The 23,381-nt window shown below is 62.2% G+C and carries 24 protein-coding genes; 18 read left to right on the forward strand and 6 right to left on the reverse strand.

From position 1 onward, the window contains the following. The first annotated feature begins 173 nt into the window (after positions 1-173). Positions 174-1,424: a sensor domain-containing diguanylate cyclase gene (locus tag J2X43_RS00955; RefSeq protein WP_112444353.1), complete on the forward strand. Its 1,251-nt coding sequence runs from the start codon at positions 174-176 to the stop codon at positions 1,422-1,424. Between the two features lie 89 nt (positions 1,425-1,513). Next, positions 1,514-2,269 carry an IclR family transcriptional regulator gene (locus J2X43_RS00960; RefSeq protein ID WP_112386683.1) on the forward strand — a complete coding sequence of 252 codons (756 nt, stop codon included), beginning with the start codon at positions 1,514-1,516 and terminating at the stop codon, positions 2,267-2,269. On the opposite strand, the gene J2X43_RS00965 is transcribed toward J2X43_RS00960, so the two are convergent. Further along, a complete protein-coding gene (locus J2X43_RS00965) occupies positions 2,270-3,151 on the reverse strand; it encodes a helix-turn-helix domain-containing protein (RefSeq protein WP_112386682.1) in 882 nt (293 codons plus the stop codon). Between the two features lie 110 nt (positions 3,152-3,261). On the opposite strand from J2X43_RS00965, the gene pobA reads away from it, so the two are divergent. Beyond that, positions 3,262-4,434: a 4-hydroxybenzoate 3-monooxygenase gene (pobA, locus tag J2X43_RS00970; protein WP_112386681.1), complete on the forward strand. Its 1,173-nt coding sequence runs from the start codon at positions 3,262-3,264 to the stop codon at positions 4,432-4,434. A gap of 192 nt (positions 4,435-4,626) precedes the next feature. Beyond that, positions 4,627-6,150: an adenylate/guanylate cyclase domain-containing protein gene (locus tag J2X43_RS00975; RefSeq protein WP_112386751.1), complete on the forward strand. Its 1,524-nt coding sequence runs from the start codon at positions 4,627-4,629 to the stop codon at positions 6,148-6,150. Here J2X43_RS00975 and J2X43_RS00980 read toward each other — a convergent pair. Continuing rightward, the gene (locus J2X43_RS00980) at positions 6,147-7,022 is read right to left on the reverse strand and encodes an NAD(P)-dependent oxidoreductase (protein ID WP_112386680.1); all 876 of its coding nucleotides are present in this window, start codon (positions 7,020-7,022) and stop codon (positions 6,147-6,149) included. The two genes, J2X43_RS00975 and J2X43_RS00980, sit on opposite strands and share 4 nt — an antisense overlap. A gap of 225 nt (positions 7,023-7,247) precedes the next feature. On the opposite strand from J2X43_RS00980, the gene J2X43_RS00985 reads away from it, so the two are divergent. Beyond that, entirely contained in the window at positions 7,248-7,694 is a 447-nt protein-coding gene (locus J2X43_RS00985; RefSeq protein ID WP_112386679.1) for a GNAT family N-acetyltransferase, read from the forward strand. A gap of 136 nt (positions 7,695-7,830) precedes the next feature. Here the strand turns inward: J2X43_RS00985 and J2X43_RS00990 are convergent, their stop codons facing one another. From J2X43_RS00990 to J2X43_RS01000, 3 genes are all read right to left on the reverse strand, one after another. After that, positions 7,831-8,049: a hypothetical protein gene (locus tag J2X43_RS00990; RefSeq protein WP_112386678.1), complete on the reverse strand. Its 219-nt coding sequence runs from the start codon at positions 8,047-8,049 to the stop codon at positions 7,831-7,833. Between the two features lie 28 nt (positions 8,050-8,077). Then, entirely contained in the window at positions 8,078-10,006 is a 1,929-nt protein-coding gene (locus tag J2X43_RS00995) for a hypothetical protein (protein ID WP_112386677.1), read from the reverse strand. Positions 10,007-10,245: 239 nt separating this feature from the next. Continuing rightward, positions 10,246-11,028 (reverse strand): alpha/beta fold hydrolase, encoded by a 783-nt coding sequence (locus J2X43_RS01000; protein WP_112386676.1) that lies wholly within the window; start codon positions 11,026-11,028, stop codon positions 10,246-10,248. Positions 11,029-11,184: 156 nt separating this feature from the next. Here J2X43_RS01000 and J2X43_RS01005 point away from each other — a divergent pair, with 156 nt between their 5' ends. Both J2X43_RS01005 and J2X43_RS01010 read left to right on the forward strand, forming a co-directional pair. Then, positions 11,185-11,766 carry a sigma-70 family RNA polymerase sigma factor gene (locus tag J2X43_RS01005; protein ID WP_112386675.1) on the forward strand — a complete coding sequence of 194 codons (582 nt, stop codon included), beginning with the start codon at positions 11,185-11,187 and terminating at the stop codon, positions 11,764-11,766. Further along, complete coding sequence (locus tag J2X43_RS01010; RefSeq protein WP_112386674.1) at positions 11,763-12,410, forward strand: NrsF family protein; 648 nt, start codon at positions 11,763-11,765, stop codon at positions 12,408-12,410. Before J2X43_RS01005 ends, J2X43_RS01010 begins: the two co-directional genes overlap by 4 nt. A gap of 3 nt (positions 12,411-12,413) precedes the next feature. Here the strand turns inward: J2X43_RS01010 and pcaQ are convergent, their stop codons facing one another. Further along, complete coding sequence (gene pcaQ, locus J2X43_RS01015; protein ID WP_112386673.1) at positions 12,414-13,340, reverse strand: pca operon transcription factor PcaQ; 927 nt, start codon at positions 13,338-13,340, stop codon at positions 12,414-12,416. Positions 13,341-13,433: 93 nt separating this feature from the next. Here pcaQ and pcaD point away from each other — a divergent pair, with 93 nt between their 5' ends. From pcaD to J2X43_RS01070, 11 genes are all read left to right on the forward strand, one after another. Next, positions 13,434-14,243 (forward strand): 3-oxoadipate enol-lactonase, encoded by an 810-nt coding sequence (pcaD, locus tag J2X43_RS01020; RefSeq protein ID WP_112386672.1) that lies wholly within the window; start codon positions 13,434-13,436, stop codon positions 14,241-14,243. After that, entirely contained in the window at positions 14,240-14,644 is a 405-nt protein-coding gene (gene pcaC / locus J2X43_RS01025) for a 4-carboxymuconolactone decarboxylase (RefSeq protein WP_112386671.1), read from the forward strand. The genes pcaD and pcaC overlap by 4 nt, the downstream gene beginning before the upstream one ends. 9 nt (positions 14,645-14,653) lie before the next feature. Then, positions 14,654-15,403: a protocatechuate 3,4-dioxygenase subunit beta gene (pcaH, locus tag J2X43_RS01030; RefSeq protein ID WP_112386670.1), complete on the forward strand. Its 750-nt coding sequence runs from the start codon at positions 14,654-14,656 to the stop codon at positions 15,401-15,403. Next, positions 15,403-16,017: a protocatechuate 3,4-dioxygenase subunit alpha gene (gene pcaG / locus J2X43_RS01035; protein ID WP_112386669.1), complete on the forward strand. Its 615-nt coding sequence runs from the start codon at positions 15,403-15,405 to the stop codon at positions 16,015-16,017. Before pcaH ends, pcaG begins: the two co-directional genes overlap by 1 nt. Before the next feature lie 187 nt (positions 16,018-16,204). Beyond that, positions 16,205-17,374, forward strand: coding sequence for an acyltransferase (locus tag J2X43_RS01040; protein ID WP_112386668.1), 1,170 nt, complete (start codon positions 16,205-16,207; stop codon positions 17,372-17,374). A 93-nt stretch (positions 17,375-17,467) separates the two neighbouring features. Continuing rightward, the gene (locus J2X43_RS01045; RefSeq protein WP_112386750.1) at positions 17,468-18,517 is read left to right on the forward strand and encodes a 3-carboxy-cis,cis-muconate cycloisomerase; all 1,050 of its coding nucleotides are present in this window, start codon (positions 17,468-17,470) and stop codon (positions 18,515-18,517) included. A 127-nt stretch (positions 18,518-18,644) separates the two neighbouring features. Continuing rightward, positions 18,645-19,817 carry an ABC transporter substrate-binding protein gene (locus J2X43_RS01050; protein WP_112386667.1) on the forward strand — a complete coding sequence of 391 codons (1,173 nt, stop codon included), beginning with the start codon at positions 18,645-18,647 and terminating at the stop codon, positions 19,815-19,817. A 230-nt stretch (positions 19,818-20,047) separates the two neighbouring features. Further along, on the forward strand, positions 20,048-20,911 hold the full coding sequence (locus J2X43_RS01055) for a branched-chain amino acid ABC transporter permease (protein ID WP_112386665.1): 864 nt from the start codon (positions 20,048-20,050) through the stop codon (positions 20,909-20,911). A 1-nt stretch (position 20,912) separates the two neighbouring features. Then, positions 20,913-21,920: a branched-chain amino acid ABC transporter permease gene (locus tag J2X43_RS01060; protein ID WP_310290149.1), complete on the forward strand. Its 1,008-nt coding sequence runs from the start codon at positions 20,913-20,915 to the stop codon at positions 21,918-21,920. Next, positions 21,917-22,681 carry an ABC transporter ATP-binding protein gene (locus J2X43_RS01065; protein WP_112444355.1) on the forward strand — a complete coding sequence of 255 codons (765 nt, stop codon included), beginning with the start codon at positions 21,917-21,919 and terminating at the stop codon, positions 22,679-22,681. Before J2X43_RS01060 ends, J2X43_RS01065 begins: the two co-directional genes overlap by 4 nt. Then, complete coding sequence (locus tag J2X43_RS01070; protein WP_112386663.1) at positions 22,662-23,378, forward strand: ABC transporter ATP-binding protein; 717 nt, start codon at positions 22,662-22,664, stop codon at positions 23,376-23,378. The genes J2X43_RS01065 and J2X43_RS01070 overlap by 20 nt, the downstream gene beginning before the upstream one ends. Positions 23,379-23,381 lie beyond the last annotated feature (3 nt).

Consider the following 23,381-nt stretch of genomic DNA (forward strand, 5'->3'; position numbering starts at 1 on the left):
ACCGGCCTCGATCTGACTGCTACGGATAAATCCGGGACCTTGGGTCAGGCAAGTTAATTGTGCGATATTTGATATTTGTTCGTATATCGCACCGATGATTATATGATGTGGTTTGGAAACATTACCCGTTATTTACAATTAGCCCGCATATTTGCTCGCAAAAGAGGTGGCAAATGGCGGTTGCTAGGGCATTTGGCAGATCATCGGTCGAGGCGGCGCAGCGCGAGCTGGAGCGCCTCAATGCGCTTGACGAGCTTGATATGCTCGATACGCCGAGAGACGAGGGCTTCGAACGGCTCGTCCGTCTCCTCAAGCAGGTCTTCTCCGTCGATATCGGCATCGTCTCGTTCATCGATGCGCACCGTCAATGGTACAAGGCCTGCTCAGGCCTGACCAACGACGAGATGCCGCGGGAAGACACCTTCTGCCGCTATGTCGTCGATGACGAACAGCCGATCGTCGTCCAGGATGCCACGCGCGATCCGCGCTTTGCGGCCAATCCTGCGGTCACAGGCGAGGCTCATATCCGCTTCTATGCCGGCGTTCCCTTGAAGACCCGCGACGGCCATACGGTCGGAACGGTCTGCGCCATCGACCGCAGACCGCGTTCTTTCGGCAGCAAGGACCTCGGCATCCTGGAAGAAATCGCCGGTATCGCGATGGATCGCGTCGAGCTGCTACGCTCTGCCGCGACCGACAGCTTGACGGGCGTCCTCAGCCGCCGGGCCTTCAATGAGGAAGCACGCCGCCTTCTCTCGCTTGCCACCCGGCATCAGCATGATGCGGCCTGCATCGTGCTCGATGTCGACCATTTCAAGAAGGTCAACGACACCTATGGCCATTCGGCTGGCGATGCGGTTTTGAAGGCGGTTGCCGCGACCTGCCGGGAACAAATTCGTGCCGGCGATATCCTCGGGCGGCTCGGCGGCGAAGAATTCGCGGTGCTGCTGCCGCATGCCGATCGGGACGCGGCTCTCGCCGTGGCCGAAAAGCTGCGCGGCGCGTTGGAGGCCAGTCCGGTTCCCGTTGCCGACAACGCGATCCGCGTTACGGCCAGCTTCGGAATAACTGGCATGTCGATCATCGCCAAGGACATCGATACGCTTCTGGCGCAGGCGGACGCCGCCATGTACCGGGCCAAGCAGGCGGGCCGGAATCGCTGCGCTTCCTCCGCCCCGGCCTCGTCATCAGAAGCCGGCGAGCGGCGCCGGGTGCTCAAAGCGGGCGTGATCATCTTCAATGACAGGCGCTCGACATTCGATTGCACGATCCGCTCTCTCGGACCTGATGGCGCCAGCCTTGCCGTCTCGAACGCAACGGGCATCCCGCCGGAATTCACCCTAGGCATTCCCGGCGATCGCTTCGAAACCGCCTGCCGGGTCGTCGCGCAAGATCGCCAGCATCTTGAAGTCCACTTCCGATAGCGGGCGCCCAGCTTTGCCGGAGAGCAATGCCGTGCTAGCAAACCGCTAGGCTCGATCGAGCCAGCAACAGAGATTCTGGACCGGATCGAATGCGCGAAACGGACTTCGTCAGCGGCTTTGCGAGAGGCCTGAAGGTCATCGAAGCCTTCGGAGAGATGCATCAGCGGCTATCGATTACCGATGCCGCGAAGCTGACCGGCCTCGACCGCGCAACGGTGCGGCGCTCGCTGCTGACGCTCTCCGAACTCGGCTATGCCGATTACGACGGCAAGTTCTTCACGTTGACGCCGAAGGTTTTGCGCCTCGGCCACGCCTATCTCTCGGCGACGCCGCTGCCCGCCATCCTGCAGCCGCATCTCGATCAGCTGTCGGATAAGGCCGGGCAGAGTGCCTCGGCCTCGGTGCTCGACGGCACCGAGATCCTCTATATCGCACGGGCCTCGCAGAAGCGGGTGATGTCGATCAACCTGACGCCGGGGAGCCGCCTGCCCGCCTATTGCGCCTCGATGGGCCGCGTGCTGCTGGCCGCCTTGCCCGAGCCCGAGGCGCGCGCCGTTCTCGCCCGCAGCGATCTCAAGGCCAGTACGCCGCGCACGATCACCGATCCCGAAAGGCTGATCGCCGAGTTCCAGCGCGTCCGCGCTCAGGGCTATGCGGTTATCGATCAGGAACTGGAGCTCGGCCTGTGCTCGATCGCCGTACCGGTGGAAAACGATCGCGGCCAGCTGATCTGCGCGCTGAACATCGGCGCCCCCGCCGCTCATGTTGCAGCGTCGGAGATGGCAGCGCGCTATCTGCCGCTGCTGAAGGAAACACAGGCCGCCCTTCGCCTGGTCCTGCGCTGATCACATGCCGAGCTTCGCCCGCTCGGCAATCCGCCAGGCCCGCGGCGTCTCGCCCGTCTGCTTCAGGAAAAAGCGGGAAAAATAGGCGGGATCGGCGAAGCCGAGCCGGTAACTGATTTCCTGGACACTGCCGAAGGTGAAGACCAGCTCGCGTTTGGCCTCATCGGTCAGGCGATGCGCAATCATCTCATGCGTGCCCTGCCCGGTCGCTGCCTTGACGATGCGGTTCAGATGCGTTGCGGAGACGCCGAGCTCACCGGCATAGAAGGCGGCCGGCCGGTGGGATCTCAGATGCTGCTGGATCAGGCCGTTCAGCAATTCCATCCGCCGCCCGTTTTCGTCGCCAGCCTGCCCGGCATCACTGCCGGAGAGCCGCATCGTCAGCTGCAGCGCGATCGTCACATAGGCTTCCAGCAGATCGGCGCGGCCACTGCCACGTCCCGCGAACTCGGCACCAAGGCGTGAGAGCGTCTGCCCGGCATAGACTGCGTCCGGATCGTCCCGGTGCAGGCTCGTCAGATGCGGGCGGGCAAGCCATTCGCCAAGCGGGCTGCGGCCACCCGGCAGCGCCTTCAGATGCGACGCAAGCACGGTGATGACGAAGCCGTCGATATCCTTCGAGAACCGGAAGCCATGGTTCAGCCCCGGCGGCACGGTGATCACCGTGTTGGGCGTGATCTCATGCCGCTCTGCGCCAAAGATCGCATCGCCGGATCCGGCGCTGATGTACAAGATCTGAAAGAAGCTCTCATGGCGATGCAGCTTGATCTCCCAATGATGCAAGCTGCTGCGCGATGGTATCGTCTCGCAATGCAGCCAGAAATCGGGATTTCTGCCGGTGTTCTCGCCATAGAGCTCATAGGTCGGGACGAATTTCGTCATGGCCGCATCCTCCTGCCACGTTCGATAAGTGCAATTTCTGGCGCGAAATGTCCATTGCTGCGGGCCACCGCGTTCCGCAAAATCCGGGCAAGAGGATGCAAGGAGGAACCATGCGCACCAAAGTCGCCATTATCGGCTCAGGCCCCGCCGGTCTGCTGCTCGGCCAGCTGCTGACTGATGCCGGGATCGACAACGTCCTCCTCGACCGCGCCGCCAAGGATTATATCCTCGGCCGGGTTCGCGCTGGCGTGCTCGAGGAGGGTACCGTCGGGCTGATGGACCGGGCGAAATCCGGCGCGCGCATGCATGCCGATGGCTTGCCGCATGACGGTTTTTCGCTCGCCTTCGATGGTAGGGATCACCGGATCAATCTCCATGGACTGACCGGCGGCAAGCGCGTCATGGTCTATGGCCAGACGGAGTTGACCCGTGATCTGATGGAACATCGCGAGGCGAGCGGCGCGCTGGCGATCTACGAAGCGGCCAATGTGACGCCTCACGATTTCGACGGTGCCGCGCCCTACGTTACCTATGACAAAGACGGCGTGACGCACCGCATCGACTGCGATTTCATCGCCGGCTGCGACGGCTTTCACGGCGCCAGCCGCAAGGCGGTGCCGGAGAAGGCGATCCGCACCTTCGAGAAGATCTATCCGTTCGGCTGGCTCGGCATCCTGGCCGATGTCGCGCCTGTCAGCCACGAGCTCGTCTATGCCAATCATCCGCGCGGCTTTGCGCTCTGTTCGATGCGATCGGAAAGCCGCAGCCGCTATTACATCCAGTGTCCGCTCGACGAGAAGATCGAGGATTGGAGCGACGAGCGTTTCTGGGACGAGCTGCGCCGCCGCCTGCCTGCCCATCACGCCGAGGCGATGCAGACGGCACCGTCCTTCGAGAAATCGATCGCGCCGCTGCGCTCCTTCGTCGCCGAGCCGATGCGCTTCGGGTGGCTGTTCCTTGCCGGTGACGCGGCCCATATCGTGCCGCCGACCGGAGCCAAGGGGCTGAATCTCGCCGCGAGCGACGTCCATTACCTGTTCTCCGGCATCGCCGAATATTACGCCGAGCATTCAAGCGCCGGGATCGATGTCTATTCGCAGCGCGCCCTGTCGCGCGTCTGGAAAGCCGTTCGCTTCTCCTGGTGGATGACGACGATGCTACACCGCTTCCCGGATACCGGCGATTTCGGCCAGAGGATCCAGGAAGCCGAACTCGATTATCTGACCCATTCGACCGCCGCCTCGACCGCGCTTGCCGAAAACTATGTCGGGTTGCCCTACTGACGACACGCCTTCCGCCATCCACGGAAGGCGGCCCACCGATGAATATGCTCGACAACTGAAATACGATGGCCGATCCTGTCGCCCTTGGGTTTTGATATCGATCAGCGGGTGGGGCAGATCGTGGCGACGCGGGAAAAGGAAATATCGACAGCGCGCAAGAACGCGCATCTGATCGGATTGGTGACGCTGATCATGCTCGCCGGCCTGCCGCTTGCGGCCTGGCTTGATGTCAGCACACTGTCGCGCGATGCCGTGCACCGGCAGGCGCAGGACATGAGCTCGCTGATCACGAGTATCCGCTCCTATTACTCGACCAACGTCGTCGGCCGGATTCTCGCAGCCCACGCGGCGGGCCAGGAAAACGGGACGGTCCTCTCCCACAACTACGCCAATATTCCCGGCGCCATTCCGATACCGGCGACGCTATCGCTGGAACTCGGCGACGTCATCAAGGAGCAGCAGGCGAATATCACCTACCGCTTCGTCTCCGATCTTCCCTTCAAAAACCGGGCATCGCACGATCTGGACAAATTCGAGAGCGATGCGCTCACCGCGCTTCGCACCAATCCGAAGCAGACGATGACGGAGAACAAGCGTTCGGGCTTCACCAATATCTTCCGTCTCGTCACGCCCGTGCTGATGGGGCCTGCCTGCGTCGCCTGCCACAACACCCATCCGGAGAGCCCGAAGACCGACTGGAAGGTAGGCGATGTCAGAGGCATTCAGGAAGTGATCATCCGTCAGCCCTTTGCGGCCAATGTCTTTGCCTTCAAATATCTGCTCGCCTATTTCATCTGCGTCGCGGTACTTGGCGCGTCCTTCATCGTCATGCAGCGCCGCCAGGCTTCGGTGCTGCACGCCTTCAACCGCGATCTCGAATCCACCAACGAGTTCCTGGCCAGCATCTCGCTGAAGATCTCGCGCTATCTCTCGCCGCAGATCTACAAGAGCATCTTCAGCGGCCAGCGCGACGTCGTCATCCAGACCGAGCGCAAGCGGCTGACGATCTTCTTTTCCGATATCAAGGATTTCACCGCAACCACCGAGCGGCTGCAGCCGGAAGCGCTGACGGAGATGCTGAACGAATATCTGACGGAGATGTCGAAGATCGCGCTGAAACACGGCGGCACCGTCGACAAGTTCATCGGCGACGCGATCCTGGTTTTCTTCGGCGACCCCGAAACCAAGGGGGCGGCAGAAGATGCAAAAGCCTGCCTGCGCATGGCCGTTGATATGCAGCAACGCCTCGGCGAACTGAAGGCGAAATGGCGACGCGACGGTACGGCCGAGCCCTTCATCGTGCGCATGGGCATCAACAGCGGCTATTGCAATGTCGGCAATTTCGGCAGCACCGATCGCATGGACTATACGATCATCGGCGCCGAGGCCAATCTGGCGGCGCGGCTGCAATCAATCGCCGAGGGCGGCAAGATCGTCATGAGCTATGAAACCTATGCGCTGGTGGAGGATATCGTCGAAGCCGTGCCGCTGGCGCCGATTACGATGAAGGGTATCCAGCGCGATATCGTGCCTTACGAGGTGCAGGGCCTACTCCTCGGTAACGACGGTCATTCAAGGGTGATGAGCGAGCATTTTGCCGGTCTGGATCTCCACCTCAACATGTCGCAGCTGGAGCCCGGCGAGAGGAGCAAGGTCAAGGCGGCGCTGATGGAAGCGCTGGCGGCCGTGGAAAAACCCACGGAGAAACCGGCCTAGCATTTCGCCGCGCGGGCGGCGATCGCCTTGATAACGGCAGCCATGTCGAGCCCTCCGAAACCCATCTCTTCGGTTTCGGCATAAAGCGCGCGGCAGACATCGAGCAGCGGTGAAGCGATACCCAGCCGCCGCGCGGCATCGACAACCAGCTGATTGTTCTTCAGCACGTCGGAGATCGCCGCCTGCGGCGAGAAATCGCCTTCTGCAAGCTTGGCGTTCTTGAGCCTCAAGATGCCGCTCGCCATCTGGCCGCCATCGGCAATCCGCTTGAAGAGATGCAGGTCGAGGCCGTGGCTGGCGGCAAAATTCGCGGCCTCGGCGAGACCTGTCACAGTCGAGATCAGGAAGATATTGACCGCCAGCTTCATCAGCAACGCGTTTGGAACCACGCCGCAGACGATCGCATCGCGGCAGAGCGGCTGGAGCAAGGGCTGCACAGTTTCGACTGTTTCAGGCGCTCCCGCCAGCATGGCCACAAGCTCGCCAGCCTCGGCCGGAACACGCGATCCTGAGACCGGCGCCTCGACATAGGCGCCTCCTGCTGAAAGCACGTCCGCTTCCAGTGTCTTTGAATAATCAGGCGCCGTGGTGCCCATGTGAACGAGGGTGCGCCCGGCAACGAGGCTGGCAAAGGCAGGGGTTCCGCGCTGCAGAACCGCATCGATTGCCACATCCGTCGCCAGCATCAGGATGATCACATCAGCGCCTGCGAAAAGGGCCGCGACGCTTGCCGCCACTTCGGCGCCTTCAGCTTCGAGAACGGCTGCCTTTTCCGCAGAGCGGTTCCAGACGATGACGTCGCGCCCCGATCGCACCAGATTGAGGGCCATGGGCGTCCCCATGATCCCGAGACCGATGAAGCCTATGCGCATGTGCCCTCCAATCGCCGATAGACGACAATGGCAGGCGGCGATGGCGTCGTCTTGAAGATTAGTGCTCCGTCAAATTGTCGCGGCACCGGGAAAAGACGTGTAGAACGGCACCATTCACAACTTTAGACCACAATTGAGCGGTAAAAAATACAGCAACCAGTTGTTTAGGACCGGCGCTCATAATATTCATCAGCATCGCCCTTGGTGCTTCGTTAGACAGTGGCCATGACAGTCGTTTTCAAGCGGATCAATAAAAACCAGGCGCTTCAGGGCGCCGCCATCATCGTCGAAGCCTATAGTGCCGCGCCATGGCACGAACACTGGACGATCAAGCGGGCAAACGCCCGGATGGTGGAACTGTCGACGACGCCGGGTTGGCTCGGGGTCGGTGCGCTTGATGGCGAGGATCTCCACGGTTTTGCGATCGGCTACCCGCACACAGCGGCAACCGGCTGCATGCTCTATATTCCGGAGATCGCCGTCATGCCTGCCCACCAGGGCAAGGGCATCGGCACCGCGCTGCTGAAGCTGCTGGAGGAAGAAGCGCTGGCGGCCGGATTTTCGAGCACATGGCTGCTGTCGCAAAATGAGGGGGTCGCGGCGGATTACTACCGGTCGGCCAACTACCGGCAATCTCCCAATCACCGTATCTATTCAAAGCCGCTCAAGTAGCGGTTTTTTTGGCATCGCCCGGCGCGTCCCATGCGGGCCGGTGGAATAGCGCTCCAAAGCGCACGACCACCCTGTGTGAGCAGCGCCGCTCGCTGCTCACATCGGCGATTGTGATGCTGGTTGTCTTAAGGCGTGACTAGCCGTCGTAGTGGCCGGCTGCGACAGTATCCGCCGACTTGACGGCAACGGCCAGATTGACGCCCTTGGTGATGACGCTGCCCTTGGCGGCGAGAGCCGCAGCCTCGGCAAGTGCGCCAGCCTTCGGCACGCTCAGCGGCGTGACCGTGCCACGGCCGAGATCCGCCACCCAGAGCCCCTTTTCACCCTCAACACTGATTACAACAACTTTGGTCATGCTCTTATTCCCTCTTCCAGAGTTGACGTTAAAAGCCTGCCTTCTTCAGTCCTTCGCGATAAAGGTCCTTGTGCCACTGTTCCTTGCTCGGAACGGCGGACAACCATTTATCGACATCGAAGTTCGGATTGGCCTCGCGGACGCGGCGCACCAGAACGCGCGCCTTGTCCTTGTTGCCAAGCATCGCCCAGCTGGCGGCAGCAAGTCTGTCTGCCAGGCTGGGATCGCTCATCTGGCTGATATAGTCGATCGACGCGGAAAACTCGCCGAGCGCATAGTTGGCGCCGGCCGCAGTCCAGAGATAGGGATCGGGGCTCAGCGGATTGAGCTCGATCGCGCGCTCGATCTTCTGCAGCGCCATGCCGGGGCGCGAGCAATGCACCAGCGTATCGGCATGATCGGCAATGACGTCGGCATAGTGCGGCGACAGGGTTTCGGCGATTTCCATCGCCTCTGCGCTGTCGTCGAAAGCGCCCTGCAGCAACTTGGCGACACCGAATTCGCGGTAGCCGTCGGCCAGATCGTTGCGCGCTTCGATGGATTTGGTCGCAAATTCCTCTGCCGACTTCAGAAGTTCCATATCGCCGCGGGCTGTCAGCAGCCATTCCTTCGAATAGGTTCTGGCGGTCGAGCTCAGCGCCGGTGCGAAATCGGGCGTCGCCTTCAGTGCCGAGCGCATCTCCTTGCGCGCACGGCGCAGGTTGGGCAGCGTCAGGCGCCCGAGGTATTGCTTGCCAACCAGATATTGATGATAGGCGGCCGGATTGAGCTCAAGGTACGAGCGCGTCGCCTCATGCCGCTCGATCTCGCTGGAAACAGACAGCGCCACGCGCCGTGAGATCACCCGCCTGTCGCGCAAGAGATCGGCCTGATTGAGGCTGAAGCGTTCGGCCCAGACGATCTGGTTGTCGTCGAAGAAGATCAGCTGCGCGAAGAGCTTGACCTCGTCGAAACCGGTGATCTGGGTTTCCAGCACATAATTGACGGCGTGCCGTTCGAAAAATGCGGTCTGGTCCTCGCTCTGATGGCCGATCTGTACGGCCGAATGCGGCGCGATGACCTGCAGACTGTTGAAGGCGCAGAAACCAATGGTGATATCCTCGATCAGCGAGGCGGCAATCATCACCGATTGCGGATTGCTGGAGAGATTGCGCGGCGCGAGCAGCACCAGGCGGGGAATGGCCGGGCGCCCTGCCCTTTCCAGTGACAGACCCTCGATCCCATCCCCTGCTGCGGTACCTACCGGTCTTGCTTCCAGCTTGCTGCTGCCATTGCCAACGGTGGGCGACACGGCATCGAGGCCGCGCGCGATCGAATTTCTCCGCTTCTCGATATAGTCGCGGATATATTCGACCTCTTCCTGCGCATCGAAAATATCGAGCAGCAGGCGCAGCATGTCCGGGTCTTTCGGCTCGTCGCGAAACACCAGAAGCCCGGCTTTCCTCAGAACCTCCCATTCCTCGGTCGTTTCGACGGGAAAAGAAACCGCTTTCAGCGTATCCTGAAGCACGCCGGAATGGCGGTAGTTCTGATCCTTCAGCCAGCCATCGAAAACGTGGCTCTGGCAATTGACCTGCCCCAGGAAAGGCTGGCCCATTGCTTTCGTTAGCTTCGCCAGCCGGGCCATCGGCTCGCCTGTTGCCTGCAGCGCAACGAAGTCGGCGCTCAGCGACGATGGATCGAGGGAGACGGAGCTTTCGGTGAATGTCAGGAATTCGGTGCCGAGCTGCTCCTGGCGGGCCTTGATGCGCGAGATGGTCTTGCGCAGGTTGGACAGCGAGATCGCCTTATCCTCATTGCCCCACAGAAAATCGGCAGCCATCGTGCGGTGCGCCGCATGCTTTTCGAGCGTCAGCAGATAGGCGACGAGCAGCAGGCCTTTCTCGGGGAAAGCAATATCGTTGCCTTCCGCGTCGGCAAGCCGCAGACGTCCAAACGTTTCTACGAGAAAAGCCATTTCAACCTTTGAGTTGCGCCGCCCTGATTCGCATCCTTCGTGCGAGATATTAATGCAACCAAAAATACGAATAATGCTCGGCAAAGCAAGCTTTTGCCGAGTGCCCTGGAAATATGAGTTTGGCTTAATGTGCGGGCAAATTCAACTGTTGTGCACCGCACGCGCCACCGCAGCTCAGCCGGGAGTTGGTGAGCCGGCTATTCGGGGCCGGACGCGGGCTGCGTCCGGCCCCGCTGTCTTCATTTTTTAACCGGATATCCGGCGGCCGCGAGGATCAGATTGGCGATCTCGCGCGGATGAGAAATCAGCGATACGTGGCTGGAATTGAGCTCGACCCTGGTGGCGTTCATGCGCTTGGCAAGGAAGCGCTCGAGATCCGGATTGGTCGTCCGGTCGTTCTTCGAAACGGCGTACCAGCTCGGCTTTGTCTTCCACGCAGCCTGCGTCGTCTTGGTCGAAAACAGCGTATCGGAGATCGGGCCCTGGACGGCGTAGAGCGCGAGCGCGTCCTTCTTGCTCAAATCACCCGCGAAATCATGGACGAAAGCATCCTCGCTCAGCTGCGCGAAGCCGCCGCTATGCACCAGGCCCTTGCTTGCGGGAGGAGCCGGGAACTTTGCGGCAAGCGCCGGATAGTCTTCACCGGCATCAGGTGCACGGGCGGCGACGTAGACCAAGGCCGAGACCTTGGGATCGACGCCCGTCTCGCTGATCACCATGCCGGCATAGGAATGGCCGACGAGCACGGTCGGGCCGTCCTGAAGGGCAAGAGCACGCTTGGTGGCGGCAACGTCGTCGGCAAATGAGGTGAGCGGGTTCTGCACCGCGGTCACATGCAGCCCGGCCTTCTGCAGCAGCGGGATGACTTTCGACCAGCTGGAGCCGTCGGCATAGGCGCCGTGGACGAGCACGACGTTGCGCGCCTTGACCGGCGCCTCACCGGCTGCCGAGGAGGCACCGGCAAAAGAGACCGCAGCAATAAATGTTGCCGCAGCAAAAGCGGCCTTCTGGAAAATGTTCATGATCTGACGTCCGTATCGTTTCGTGATGAAGCACGTCGCTTCAAAAGCCCTATTCGACCGGCATTTCAGGTCCGCAACACTATCACGCTTTTGTGACGGCCTCAATTTTTTCACCAGTCCATGTAACGAAACGCTGACAACAGCGAAAAGACGATCATGACCCCTCGCGAAGACAATTGGGCGGATGCCATGCGCGCTGCTCGCCGCGGCGATGCCGGAGCCTACGAAGCGCTGCTCGAAGATATCGGGCGAACGCTGCGCGTGCTCGTCGGCCGCAAGCTGACAAGGCTCGGCATGGGGACCGACCAGACAGAAGATATCGTTCAGGAAGCCCTGCTCGGCCTGCACATGATGCGCGACCGCTGGGACGATAGCCGGCCCTTCCTACCCTGGCTGCACGCAATCGTCCGCTACAAGATCGGCGACGCCATGCGCAAGGGCAGCCGCGAGGCGCGCCACCGCTGCGACGTGACGCTCGACGAGCTTTCGGATGTCATCGCCGCACCCGATCAGGGCGACCGCCACATGCCTGATATGGACCGGGCGCTTGCGAGCCTTTCTTCCGGCCAGCGCGACGTCGTCTCATCATTGGCGATCGAGGGGCAGTCGGTTCGCGAGACGGCTGCGAGATTGAAGACCAGCGAGGGCGCGGTCCGCGTCACCCTGCATCGCGCGCTTCAGCGCCTGACGGCCTTTGCCGATCCGGGGCCTGGCTACGCAAGAAAAGGCAAATCATGAAATCCGCCCAAGACACATCCGCCTTGATCCGCAGCCTGGCGCGCGAAGCCGCCGAGGAGGAACCGTCGCAGGGCCTGCGCTTCGATCGTCTGCTGATGCTGGCGGGCGGTTTCTCACTGCTGCTGTCGATCGCGCTGGCGCTCGGCCTGTTCGGCATCCGCCCCAATCTGCCTGCCGTTCTGATTGGCGCGCCGTTTCTCTTCAAGTTCGCGACGATGCTGCTTCTGGCCGCTGGCGGCTTGGCGCTGGTTCGCCGGGCGGGCGAGCCTGACAGCGGCGGCGCTGCCTGGATGATGCTCATTCCAGGCTTCCTGGTGCTCGCCATGGGGCTGGCACTCGATGGTTCCAGCTTTCCGCTTTTGGGCCGGCATGGCGGTGCGGTGCCAAGCTGCGTCGGCGCTATCGTGCTTCTATCGCTTCCGGCGCTTGCTGCCGCTCTCGGCGTGCTGAAGCGCGGCGTGCCGACGCAGCCCCTGCGCGCCGGTTTGTCGGCAGGATTCCTTGCCGGAACGATCGGCGGGGCGGCCTATGCCTTCGTCTGCAAGAACGACGGCGCACTCTTCGTTGCCGTCTGGTACGGATTGGCGATTGTCATCGTCGCAACGCTTGGAGCACTGATCGGCCGCAAAGCGCTCGCCTGGTAAAAGTCAGGTCTTCGCCGAAACCTCGTCTGCCGCCTCGCGGATCGTCTGCATCAGGATCGACAGCGGCAGAGACGGGATCGCATCGGTGCGCATCGTCAGGCCGACCGGGCCTTTCGTCTCGCTGGTATCGATCGGCAGCACCGCCAGAACCCCATCCTCGATATCCTTGGCGACGACGCCGGTCGAGATGATCCAGACCGCATCGCTCGCACGCACGAAAGCGCGGCCGAAGCTGTCTGAAACGGTCTCGATCTGGTTCGGCAGGCTCGGCACACCGTTGGCGATCAGGAAACTCTCGACGAAGGGCCGGATGATCGAAGCCCGCGTCGGCATCAGCACCGTGTAATCGGCGAGCGCTGCAAAATGCGATTGCCGGGTCTTCAGCAGCGGATGGCCGGCGCGCACGGCAAAGACCACCTGCTCCGAATAGAGATGCTCGAAGGAGAAGCCGGTCATCTTCTCCGGCCCGGCAAGACGGCCGACGACAAGATCGAGATCGCCGACGCGCAACTGCTCCAGAAGCACGGCGTTTTCGCCGGTGACGATCTTCAGCCGGCTCCAGGTATTCTCCTTGAGAAACAGCTCCATGGCCCGCGGCATGATGCGCGTCGACACGGTGGGCAAGGCCCCGACCCGGATCGGCGGTGCGTCGCCGACACGCTCCTGGGTGACGGAATCGAGCCCCTGCCGCAGCGCTGTCAGAGCAGCACCGGCATGCTTCAGAAATACTTCGCCGTAACGGGTGATCTTGATGCCGCGGCCGTCGCGCTCGAAGACCTCGACGCCGAGAACCTCCTCCAGCTCACGGATCGTCTTAGTCACCGCGGGCTGGCTGACATGCAGCAGCTCGGCCGCCTTCATCACGCTTTTCTGCCTGGCGACCTCGACAAAGGTTTGCAGATGGCGGAACTTTATGCGGCCGTCGATCATCGATCACATAACTCCGGAGTTATCGGAAAGCCACGAAATATCATTTTACCTAACCAGATTAAACCTTCAATTTCCTGTCCGGAGGAGTTTCCAGTGCAGTTTGCCCGCGTCAACGACATCGCCATTCACTATCAGGTTATCGGCGGCCCCGCCGACAAGCCGGTCCTGGTCTTTGCCAATTCGCTGGGCACCGACTTCCGGATCTGGCGTGATGTCGTCGTCCGCCTGGCAGGCGATTTCGCCATCCTGCTCTATGACAAGCGCGGCCATGGCCTTTCCGATGTCGGCCAGACGCCCTATTCGATCGAGGACCACGCGTCCGATCTCATCGGCCTGCTCGAAACGCTGGATATCAAGAAGGCCATCATCTGCGGCCTGTCCGTCGGCGGACTGATCGCGCAGTCGCTCTACCAGCAGCGTCCCGATCTCGTCAGCGCGCTGATCCTCTGCGACACCGCGCACAAGATCGGCACGGCCGAGAGCTGGAACAACCGCATTGCGGCCGTCGAGCAGAATGGCATAGCCAGCATGTGCGACGCGATCATGGAGCGCTGGTTCACGCCGGCCTTCCGCCGCCCTGAGAACGCCGCCTATGACGGCTATTGCAACATGCTGGTCCGCCAGCCGGTGGCCGGCTACGCCGCGACCTGCGCTGCCGTGCGCGACGCCGACTTTACCGAAGCGGCAAAGACCATCGCCGTACCAACGATCTGCATCGTCGGCGCTCAGGACGGATCGACACCGCCAGACCTCGTCAAGTCGCTGGCGCAACTGATCCCCGGCGCGCGCTTCGAAATCATTCTCGATGCCGGCCACATCCCCTGCATCGAGCAGCCCGAAGCGCTGACGTCAGTCATTCGCGCATTCATCGATTTCGCATTGCATGGAGAAAAGAGCCCATGAGTGACAGTTCGCGCGCCTCCGAGCGCTACAAGCAGGGCATGGCGACGCGCCGCGCCGTGCTCGGCGACAGCCATGTCGACCGTGCCGAGGCCGGATCGACGGATTTCGACAAACCGTTTCAGGACCTGATCACCGAAGCCGCCTGGGGTCATGTCTGGTCGCGCCCAACGCTTTCCAAGCGCGAGCGCTCGATCGTCACCATCGCGCTGCTCGCCGCTCTCGGCCAGGACGATGAAGTGGCGATGCATGTGCGCGCCACAGTCAATACAGGCGCCAGCCGCGACGATGTCTGCGAGGCGCTGCTGCATGTGGCGATCTATGCCGGTGTTCCGGCGGCCAATCACGCGATCAAGATTGCCAAGCAGGTCTTCGAACAGATGGACGCTGATAAGGCGGCATAAGAGGAAGCCATGTCCGACATACCGAACCGCAAGCCCGAAACAGGCGCCTTTTTCGCCCGCGACCACGCCTGGCATCCGCCTGCCTTTGCGCCGGGATACAAGACCTCGATCCTGCGTTCGCCGCAGCGCGCCCTGCTGTCTCTCGACGGCACGATCTCCGAGATCACCGGCCCCGTCTTCGGCCACGGCATGATCGGCGAACTCGACAACGACCTGCTCCACAATTATGCCAAGCCCGGCGAGAGCGCGATCGGCGAGCGCATCATCGTTCACGGCCAGGTGCTGGACGAGCGCGGGCGGCCGCAAACAGGCGTGCTGGTCGAGTTCTGGCAGGCCAATGCCGGCGGGCGCTACCGCCACAAGAGGGAAAGCTATCTGGCAGCGATCGACCCGAATTTCGGCGGCTGCGGCCGGGCGATCACCGACGAGGAAGGCCGATACTATTTCCGCACCGTGCGGCCCGGCGCCTATCCTTGGCCGAACGGCGTCAACGACTGGCGCCCGGCACATATCCATTTCTCGGTCTTCGGCCACGGCTTCTCGCAGCGCCTGATCACCCAGATGTATTTCGAAGGCGATCCGATGATCTGGAAGTGTCCGATCGTCAGCACGATCCCCGACAAGGCGGCGATCGAACAGCTGATCGCCCCCATGGATTGGGGCAACACCATTCCGATGGATAGCCGCGCCTACAAATTCGACATCGTGCTGCGCGGCCGCCGCTCGACGATGTTCGAGAACAAGCTGGAGGGCAACTGATGGCCCAGGAAATCCGTTACCTCAAGGAAACGCCATCGCAGACCGCGGGACCCTATGTCCATATCGGTCTCACGCCGAATTTCTGCGACATATCAGGTGTCTATGACGGCGACCTCGGCACCGCGATGGTCAACGACAAGACGACGGGCGAGCGGATCACCGTGACGGGCCGGATCTTCGACGGTGCCGGCGCTTTGGTGCGCGATGCGGTGATCGAGATCTGGCAGGCCGACAGCGCCGGGCTCTATAACAGCCCCTCGGAAATGCGCGGCGCCGCCGATCCGAATTTCACCGGCTGGGGCCGTTGCCCGACCCGGGCGGAGGACGGCGTCTACAGCTTCGAGACCATCAAGCCCGGCAAGGTGCCGTTCAAGGACGGGCGCAAACAAGCGCCGCACATCACCTTCTGGATTGTCGCACGCGGCATCAATCTCGGCCTGCACACCCGCATGTACTTCCCGGAAGAATCGGAAGCCAACGCTGCCGACCCGCTGCTGCAGCGGATAGAGCACCGCGACCGCGTGGCGACACTTATTGCCGCACGCGATGGCGCAACCTATACGTTTGACATCCGCCTGCAAGGAGAAAACGAGACAGTCTTTCTCGATATCTGACAAGCTTTACTGCCGCTGGATTTTCGCCTGATCTCGGAAATCCGGCAGCAGCCGGCTTTCGTTAAGCACGCGCAATTCAAAATACAACCGGGAATGTATTTTCCATGCTGCATCCGCGTAAAGCGGGTTGGCTTTCATGCTGCGCCGCGGTATGAAACGGACGGGCTGAAACGTTGATGGTGGAAACATGCAGAAAACTTTCGGACACGTCCTGGCGGCGCATAGGGGCCTCGGTCCAGGTTTTGATTTCTTGCGAATCGCGCTCGCTTTTTCAATTGTCCTCGCGCACTCCTTCCTACTGACCGGCAATGACGAATTCTTCCGCTCCACGCCACTGTGGTTTGCGGAATATGCGCTGGTGCCGATGTTCTTTGCGTTGAGCGGCTTCCTGATTGCAGGCAGCGCCCAGCGGCTGAGTCTCAAGAACTTCCTCCTGAACCGCGGGCTGCGTATCGTGCCGGCGCTTGCCGTCGATATCGTCGTCTGCGCCCTGATCATCGGCCCGCTGCTGACGCCTGTCGCGCTCAGCGCCTATTTCTCAAGCGCCGATTTCTTCAAATATTTCCTGAACATCATAGGCTGGATCCACTACAGCCTGCCGGGCGTCTTCGAGAACAACCCGACGCATCGCGTCAACGGCGCATTGTGGACGGTTCCCTGGGAGATCTTCTGCTACATCATCATGTCCGGCCTGATGATGACCTCGATCATCTCTTCCTGGCGGAAGACGGCTCTGCTGACCGCAGGCTTCATCGTCGCCGGTCTTTTGATCCAGGCCTTGGGACCGCACCTGCCCTACCGCGTCAACCTGGTGCTCGGCACGATCTTCGTCAGCCGCGGCGCCCAGCTGGTCTTTGCCTTCCTGCTCGGCATTCTTGCCTATCAGCTGCGTGACGTGATCCCGCACAGCCGCACTTTGCTTGCCGTCTGCGCCGCGATTGCGATTGGCGCGGTCTTCGTGCTCAACAGCTCGTCGATCGAGACGGTACCGAACCGCATCATCGTCATCCCGGCGCTGGTCTACATCACCACCTTCATCGGGCTGACACCGGTGCCGTTGCCCTCCGTCTTCCACAAGGGCGATTATTCCTACGGCGTCTACCTCTATCACGACCCCTTCCTGCAGATCCTGATCGGCCTGGCGCCGGGTGTCTTCCTGGTGCCGGAAACCGGCGCGCTGGCGCTTTATGCGATCGGCATCTGCGCAGCGATGGCGGTGGCAGTGATTTCCTGGCACATGATCGAGAAACCCATCCTCGGCATGCGCAAGAAGTTCTCCTTCGTCGCCAAGGCCCGTGGCGTCGATGAGACCAGCGAACCGAATATCCTGCCTGTCGAGAAGCCAGCCAAGGCATAGGCTTGAGGTCTATCGGCTATTGACGTCTCGACGGGCTCAAGGCTTTCTGCCGCCATAAGGCGGCAGCGGCCGGCCATGAAAGAAGAGACGACAGTGAGCGCAACGGCCTTCGACCACCCCTTCCTCTCCGGCCTTTTGGGCGATGAGGAGACCTCAGCTTATTTCACCGCGGAAGCCGATATCCGCGCCATGCTGCAGTTCGAGGCGGCGCTGGCGCGCGCTGAGGCGGCTCATGATGTCATACCCCTGCCCGCTGCCGAAGCCATTTCCGCCGCATGCACAAGCTTTGCCGCCGATATCCCGGCCCTGCGCACTGCCACCGCCCGCGATGGCGTCGTCATCCCCGAGCTGGTACGCCAGCTGCGCGCCGCTGCAGGCGAGGCCGGCCATCACGTCCATACCGGGGCCACCAGCCAGGATGTGATCGACACCAGCCTGATGCTGCGGCTGAAGCCCGTCGCCTTCATTTTTGCGGCACGGCTCACCGCCATCGAAGTCAGGCTTGCCGCTTTGGAAACAAGCCTCGGTGCAAAGCCTCTGATGGGCCGCACCCGCATGCAGGCGGCAATCCCGATCACCGTTGCCGACCGGCTGCTCGCCTGGCGCACGCCCTTCGACGGCTATCGCGAAAGGCTGACGGATTTGCGCTTCCCGCTACAATTCGGTGGTGCTGCCGGCACGTTGGAAAAACTTGGCGGCAAGGCGGCCGCCGTGCGCGGTTCGCTCGCCCAGGAACTGGGCCTCACCGACCTGCCGCAGTGGCAGAGCCAGCGCGCCTTCATCGCCGAATTCGCCGGACTGCTGTCGCTTGTCACAGGCAGCCTCGGCAAGTTCGGCCAGGACATCGCGCTGATGGCGCAGGCGGGGGACGAGATTGCGCTGAGCGGCGGCGGTGGCTCGTCGGCCATGGCGCACAAGCAGAACCCTGTTGCCGCCGAGACGCTAGTGGCACTGGCGCGCTTTAACGCCACGCAAATCTCGGCGATCCACCAGTCGATGGTCCATGAGCAGGAACGCTCCGGCGCGGCCTGGATATTGGAATGGCTTGTCCTGCCGCAGATGGTCGTGGCGACCGGGGCTGCCCTTCGTCTTGCACGCGAGCTTGCGGACAACATTCAGAGGCTCGGCGCCGCGAATTCATAACCGTTCGATCATGAATTCTGGCATTTATTTCATTTTACATTACCGTTTCGCATGACAAACTAGCGCGAAAAGTTTTAGCTGCGAGCTAATACGGCGCTGGAGTACGCCGAAAAAGGGAGAGAGAAGAATGAAGAAGCTGCTTCTGGCCGCCGCTGCGGCCATGCTCATGGGCTCGGGCGCCTATGCGGATACGATCAAGGTCGGCGTTGTCGGACCCTTTTCCGGTCCGTTCGCCCTGCAGGGCAAGAACTTCAAGGCAGGCATCGACGCCTATATGGCGACCAATGGCGCCAAGATCGGCGACAACACGGTCGAGGTCATCTATCGCGACCTGCCCGCCGCTGATCCGGCGCAGTCGAAGGCGCTTGCCCAGGAACTGGTCGTCAAGGAAAAGGTCCAGTATCTGGCCGGCTTCTATTTCACGCCTGACGCCATGGCCGTCACCCCGATCCTGAAGGAGGCCAACACACCGCTGGTCATCATGAACGCCGCGACGTCGGCGATCGTCACCAAGAGCCCGCTCGTGGTACGCACCTCTTTCACGACATGGCAGACCTCGACGCCGATGGCACAGGTCGCCTTCGACAAGGGCGTCAAGAAGGTGATCTCCGTCGTCAGCGACTACGGCCCCGGCGTCGACGCGGAAAATGCCTTCAAGGCCGGTTTCGAAAAGGCTGGCGGCGAGGTCGTGGAAGCGATCCGCATGCCGCTTGCGACCAACGACTTCAGCCCGATCATGCAGCGCATCAAGGATTCTGGCGCGACCGGCGTCTTCGCCTTCCTGCCGTCAGGCCCGACGACGCTCGGCTTCGTCAAGGCTTACAACGAAAACGGCCTGAAGACCGGCGGCATCCAGCTCTTTGCCCCCGGCGACCTGACACAGGAATCCGATCTTCCGGCACTCGGCGACGCGGCGCTCGGCATGCTGACCACCTTCCATTACGCGGTTTCCCACGACTCGCCCGAGAACAAGGCCTTCGTCGAAGCCGCCGGCAAGACGATCGGCAACCCCGCCGAACTGACCTTCCCGGCTGTCGGCGCCTATGACGGCATGCATGTCATCTACAAGATGATCGAGGCAACCGGCGGCAAGCAGGACGCGGCAAAGGCTGTCGAAGCGGTGAAGGGTCTCGCCTGGGTGAGCCCGCGCGGACCTGTTTCCATCGATCCCGATAGCCGCCACATCACGCAGAACATCTACCTGCGCGAAGTCGCCAAGGATGCCGACGGCAAATACATCAACAAGGAAATCCAGACCTTCGAAAAGCAGGGCGATCCGGGCCTTGCCGCTGTGAAGTGAGGATTTCGACTTCGACGTTGTGCCGTGAGCCCCCTCACCCTACCCTCTCCCCGCTGGGGAGAGGGGAAGCGACCGTGGTGCTCCAATTTCCCTTCTCCCCATCGGGGGTCCGAAGGACGGGTCGAGACGAGCGGCTCGACCCCGGGGTGGCCCGAAGGGCGGATGAGGGGGCCACGCGGCGCAAGGGCTGCTAGTCGCCGCTCGTATAGAACAAGGACCACACCAAACCCATGCAAACCGTCTTCAGCATAGCCGTCGATGCGCTGGCCTATGGAATGGTGCTGTTCGTGATCTCGATCGGCCTGTCCGTCACCATGGGCCTGATGCGCGTCGTCAATCTCGCCCACGGCGCCTTTGCCATGATCGGCGGCTATATCGCGTCCTATGCGGTGCGCGATCTCGGGCTTGGCTACGGCATCGGCGTCATCGCCGCCGTCATCGGCACGATCATCATTGCCATCCCGATCGAACGCTTCCTCTACCGTCGCATCTATGGCGCGCCCGAGCTGACGCAGGTGCTGATGACGATCGGCATCACCTTCTGCATCATCGGCATCGCCAACTATGTGATGGGTCCGACGCTAAAGACCATTCCGCTGCCGCAGGGGCTGCAGGGTTCGGCCGATCTCGGTTTCCGCACCATCCCGATTCATCGCCTCTTCGCGATCGTCTGCGGATTGGGTGTCGCCATCGCGCTGTGGTTCACGATCGAACGGACGAGTTTCGGGGTGAAACTGCGCGCCTCCGTCGACAACGCATCGATGGCGGCGGCCCTCGGCGTGCGCACCGAGATCATCTACGCGCTGAGTTTCGCGGTTGCCGTTGGCCTTGCCGCGTTCGGCGGCGTTGTTGGGGCGGAGCTGCTGCCGGTCGAGCCCTACTATGCGCTGCGCTACATGGTCACCTTCCTCGTCGTCGTCTCCGTCGGCGGCGCGGGATCGATCCCAGGCGCGCTGATTGCCTGTCTCGTGCTCGGCGGCATCGATACGACAGGACGCTACCTGATGCCTGAGTTCGGCGAGTTTTTCTTCTATCTCGCCGTCATCGCCATCATCTGCATCTTCCCGCGTGGTTTTGCCGGGAGGACGAAATAGGATGACGCTCGCCATGAACACTGACACGGCCGCCGCTGCCGCACGCCGCCATCGCTCGGCGGGGAGAGACTTCGCCGGCGTTGCGGCAATCATCGTGCTTGCCGCCATCGGCTATCTGCTTTTCCCTGATAATCTGGCTTTGCTGACCCGCATCATCGCCATCGCGCTGCTCGTTCTGTCGCTCGATCTCGTGACCGGCTATTGCGGCGTGGCGACCCTCGGCCATGCAGCCCTCTTCGGTTCCGGCGCTTATGCCGCCGGTATCGTCTCGGCCCATTACGGGATCACCGATCCGCTGCTGATGGCGCTTGCCGGTATCGCCGGCGGCGCGATTGCCGGTCTGATCTGCGGCGCCGTCATCCTGCGCGCCCACGGCTTGCCGCAGCTGGTTCTGTCGATCGCGCTGATCAACCTGTTCCATGAATTCGCCAACAAGGCGTCCTCCTGGACCGGCGGCAGCGACGGTCTCTCCGGTATTTCGGCCGATCCGGTGCTCGGCTATTTCGAATTCGATCTCTACGGGCATACCGCCTATATCTTCGGCGTTATCCTGCTGCTCGCCGTCTTCATCCTGCTTCGCCTCCTGGTGCGCTCGCCTTTCGGCATGCTCTGCCGCGGCATCAAGGAAGACCCGTTGCGCATCCGTGCCATGGGCGCATCGCCGAAGGCTGCGCTGATGAAGATGTATGTCATCTCGGGTGCGGTGGCCGGCATCGGCGGCGCGCTGACGGCGATCTCGACGCAGGTGGTCGGCCTCGACAGCCTGTCCTTCACGCTCTCGGCCGAAAGCCTGGTCATGCTCGTGCTCGGCGGCACCGGCTCGCTGTTTGGCGCACTCTCCGGCACCGTCATCTTCATGCTGTTCGAGGACTACGTCTCAGCCGCCAACCCGTTCCACTGGCTGACGATGGTCGGCGCACTGCTGATCGCCGTCGTGCTCTTCGCACCAAAGGGGCTCTACGGCACAGCTGCTGCCGTCCTCTCTCGTCGCAAGGAGGCAGGCGAATGAGCGCCGTATTCGAAGTCGCCAACCTGAAGAAATCTTTCGGCGGCCTTGCCGTCACCAACGACGTGTCGATTGCAATGCATCCGGGCGACCGGGTGGCGCTGATCGGGCCGAACGGTGCCGGCAAGACCACCTTCGTCAATCTGGTCACCGGCAATCTGGCCCCCGATTCCGGCGAAGTCCGCCTCGGCGGCGAGACGGTGACGAAGGTCGATGCGGCCGGGCGCGTGAAACGCGGTCTGGTCCGTTCCTTCCAGGTGACCCGCCTTTTCCAGGAGATGACGCCAGCCGAACATGTCGCACTTGCCATCCTGCAGCGCGACGGGAAGACCGGCCGGATGTTCGGAAACTTCCTGTCGATGCCCGGCGTCATGGACGAAGTTGCGGGCATGTTGCAGACGCTGGGGCTGACAGGCCTCATGCACCGCAAGGTCAGCGAGATCGCCTATGGCCAGCAGCGCCTGCTGGAGATCGCCGTCGCCATGGCCTTGAAGCCGAAGGTGCTGCTGCTCGATGAACCCGCCGCCGGTGTGCCGCAGAGCGATACCGGCCGCATCGAACAGGCGCTGGCCGATCTGCCTGCCGATCTCGCGGTGCTGATGATCGAGCACGACATGGACCTCGTCTTCCGCTTCGCCAGGCGCGTCATCGTGCTTGCCGCCGGCGCCATCATCTTCGACGGCTCGCCCGCCGACGTCACCAAGGATGCCCGCGTGCGCGAGGCTTATCTCGGGAGCTATGCCAATGCCAGCCACGCCGCTTGAGGTGGAAAACCTGTCGGCCGGCTACGGCCCGACCCGCGTTCTCGAAGGCGTGTCCTTTTCGGTCCCGGCAGGCGCCCGCCTCGCCGTGCTTGGCCGCAACGGCATGGGCAAGACGACGCTGCTCGCTACCCTTGCCGGGCAGACGAAACGCTATGACGGCCGCATCCGGCTGGGTTCGACCGACGTGACGGCGATGCCGAGCGCCGCACGCGCGCATCAGGGGCTGGGCTTCGTGCCCCAGGCGCGCTGCGTCTTTCCGACACTGACCGTCGAGGAAAACCTCTTCGTCGGCCTCAAGGGACGCCCGAAGACAGCGCTCGACGAAGCCTACCAGATGTTTCCGCGCCTCAAGGAACGCCGCCGCAATCTCGGCAACCAGCTTTCCGGCGGCGAGCAGCAAATGCTCTCCACCGCCCGCTCGATCCTCGGCCGCCCTTCGGTGCTGCTGCTGGACGAGCCACTCGAGGGCCTGGCGCCCGTCATCTGCGAGGAACTGATGGCTGCCTTTGCCGAACTCGCCAAGACCGGAGATATGACAATCGTTCTGGTCGAGCAGCGCATCCAGAGCGCGCTCGATTTCGCCGACCAGGTCATCATCCTGGAACGCGGAAGGCTCGCCTGGAGTGGCACGCCGGCAGCGCTGTCTGAGGATCATGGTTCGGTGGAACGGCTGCTCGGCGTAGGTGGGCTGCACTAACGC

The sequence above is a fragment of the Rhizobium sp. BE258 genome, assembly GCF_031457345.1.
Lineage (GTDB): Bacteria > Pseudomonadota > Alphaproteobacteria > Rhizobiales > Rhizobiaceae > Rhizobium.

Excerpts from the sequence above, each read along its gene's own strand:
- J2X43_RS01010 (WP_112386674.1), top strand. The coding sequence starts at position 11,763 with ATGAAATCCGCCCAAGACACATCCGCCTTGATCCGCAGCCTGGCGCGC.
- J2X43_RS01070 (WP_112386663.1), top strand. The coding sequence starts at position 22,662 with ATGCCAGCCACGCCGCTTGAGGTGGAAAACCTGTCGGCCGGCTACGGC.
- J2X43_RS01005 (WP_112386675.1), top strand. The coding sequence starts at position 11,185 with ATGACCCCTCGCGAAGACAATTGGGCGGATGCCATGCGCGCTGCTCGC.
- J2X43_RS00985 (WP_112386679.1), top strand. The coding sequence starts at position 7,248 with ATGACAGTCGTTTTCAAGCGGATCAATAAAAACCAGGCGCTTCAGGGC.
- J2X43_RS00975 (WP_112386751.1), top strand. The coding sequence starts at position 4,627 with ATGCTCGCCGGCCTGCCGCTTGCGGCCTGGCTTGATGTCAGCACACTG.
- J2X43_RS00965 (WP_112386682.1), bottom strand. The coding sequence starts at position 3,151 with ATGACGAAATTCGTCCCGACCTATGAGCTCTATGGCGAGAACACCGGC.
- J2X43_RS00960 (WP_112386683.1), top strand. The coding sequence starts at position 1,514 with ATGCGCGAAACGGACTTCGTCAGCGGCTTTGCGAGAGGCCTGAAGGTC.
- J2X43_RS01050 (WP_112386667.1), top strand. The coding sequence starts at position 18,645 with ATGAAGAAGCTGCTTCTGGCCGCCGCTGCGGCCATGCTCATGGGCTCG.
- J2X43_RS00980 (WP_112386680.1), bottom strand. The coding sequence starts at position 7,022 with ATGCGCATAGGCTTCATCGGTCTCGGGATCATGGGGACGCCCATGGCC.
- J2X43_RS00955 (WP_112444353.1), top strand. The coding sequence starts at position 174 with ATGGCGGTTGCTAGGGCATTTGGCAGATCATCGGTCGAGGCGGCGCAG.
- pcaG (WP_112386669.1), top strand. The coding sequence starts at position 15,403 with ATGGCCCAGGAAATCCGTTACCTCAAGGAAACGCCATCGCAGACCGCG.
- J2X43_RS01040 (WP_112386668.1), top strand. The coding sequence starts at position 16,205 with ATGCAGAAAACTTTCGGACACGTCCTGGCGGCGCATAGGGGCCTCGGT.
- pcaH (WP_112386670.1), top strand. The coding sequence starts at position 14,654 with ATGTCCGACATACCGAACCGCAAGCCCGAAACAGGCGCCTTTTTCGCC.
- pobA (WP_112386681.1), top strand. The coding sequence starts at position 3,262 with ATGCGCACCAAAGTCGCCATTATCGGCTCAGGCCCCGCCGGTCTGCTG.
- J2X43_RS01055 (WP_112386665.1), top strand. The coding sequence starts at position 20,048 with ATGCAAACCGTCTTCAGCATAGCCGTCGATGCGCTGGCCTATGGAATG.
- J2X43_RS01065 (WP_112444355.1), top strand. The coding sequence starts at position 21,917 with ATGAGCGCCGTATTCGAAGTCGCCAACCTGAAGAAATCTTTCGGCGGC.
- J2X43_RS00990 (WP_112386678.1), bottom strand. The coding sequence starts at position 8,049 with ATGACCAAAGTTGTTGTAATCAGTGTTGAGGGTGAAAAGGGGCTCTGG.
- J2X43_RS00995 (WP_112386677.1), bottom strand. The coding sequence starts at position 10,006 with ATGGCTTTTCTCGTAGAAACGTTTGGACGTCTGCGGCTTGCCGACGCG.
- pcaC (WP_112386671.1), top strand. The coding sequence starts at position 14,240 with ATGAGTGACAGTTCGCGCGCCTCCGAGCGCTACAAGCAGGGCATGGCG.
- J2X43_RS01000 (WP_112386676.1), bottom strand. The coding sequence starts at position 11,028 with ATGAACATTTTCCAGAAGGCCGCTTTTGCTGCGGCAACATTTATTGCT.
- J2X43_RS01060 (WP_310290149.1), top strand. The coding sequence starts at position 20,913 with ATGACGCTCGCCATGAACACTGACACGGCCGCCGCTGCCGCACGCCGC.
- pcaQ (WP_112386673.1), bottom strand. The coding sequence starts at position 13,340 with ATGATCGACGGCCGCATAAAGTTCCGCCATCTGCAAACCTTTGTCGAG.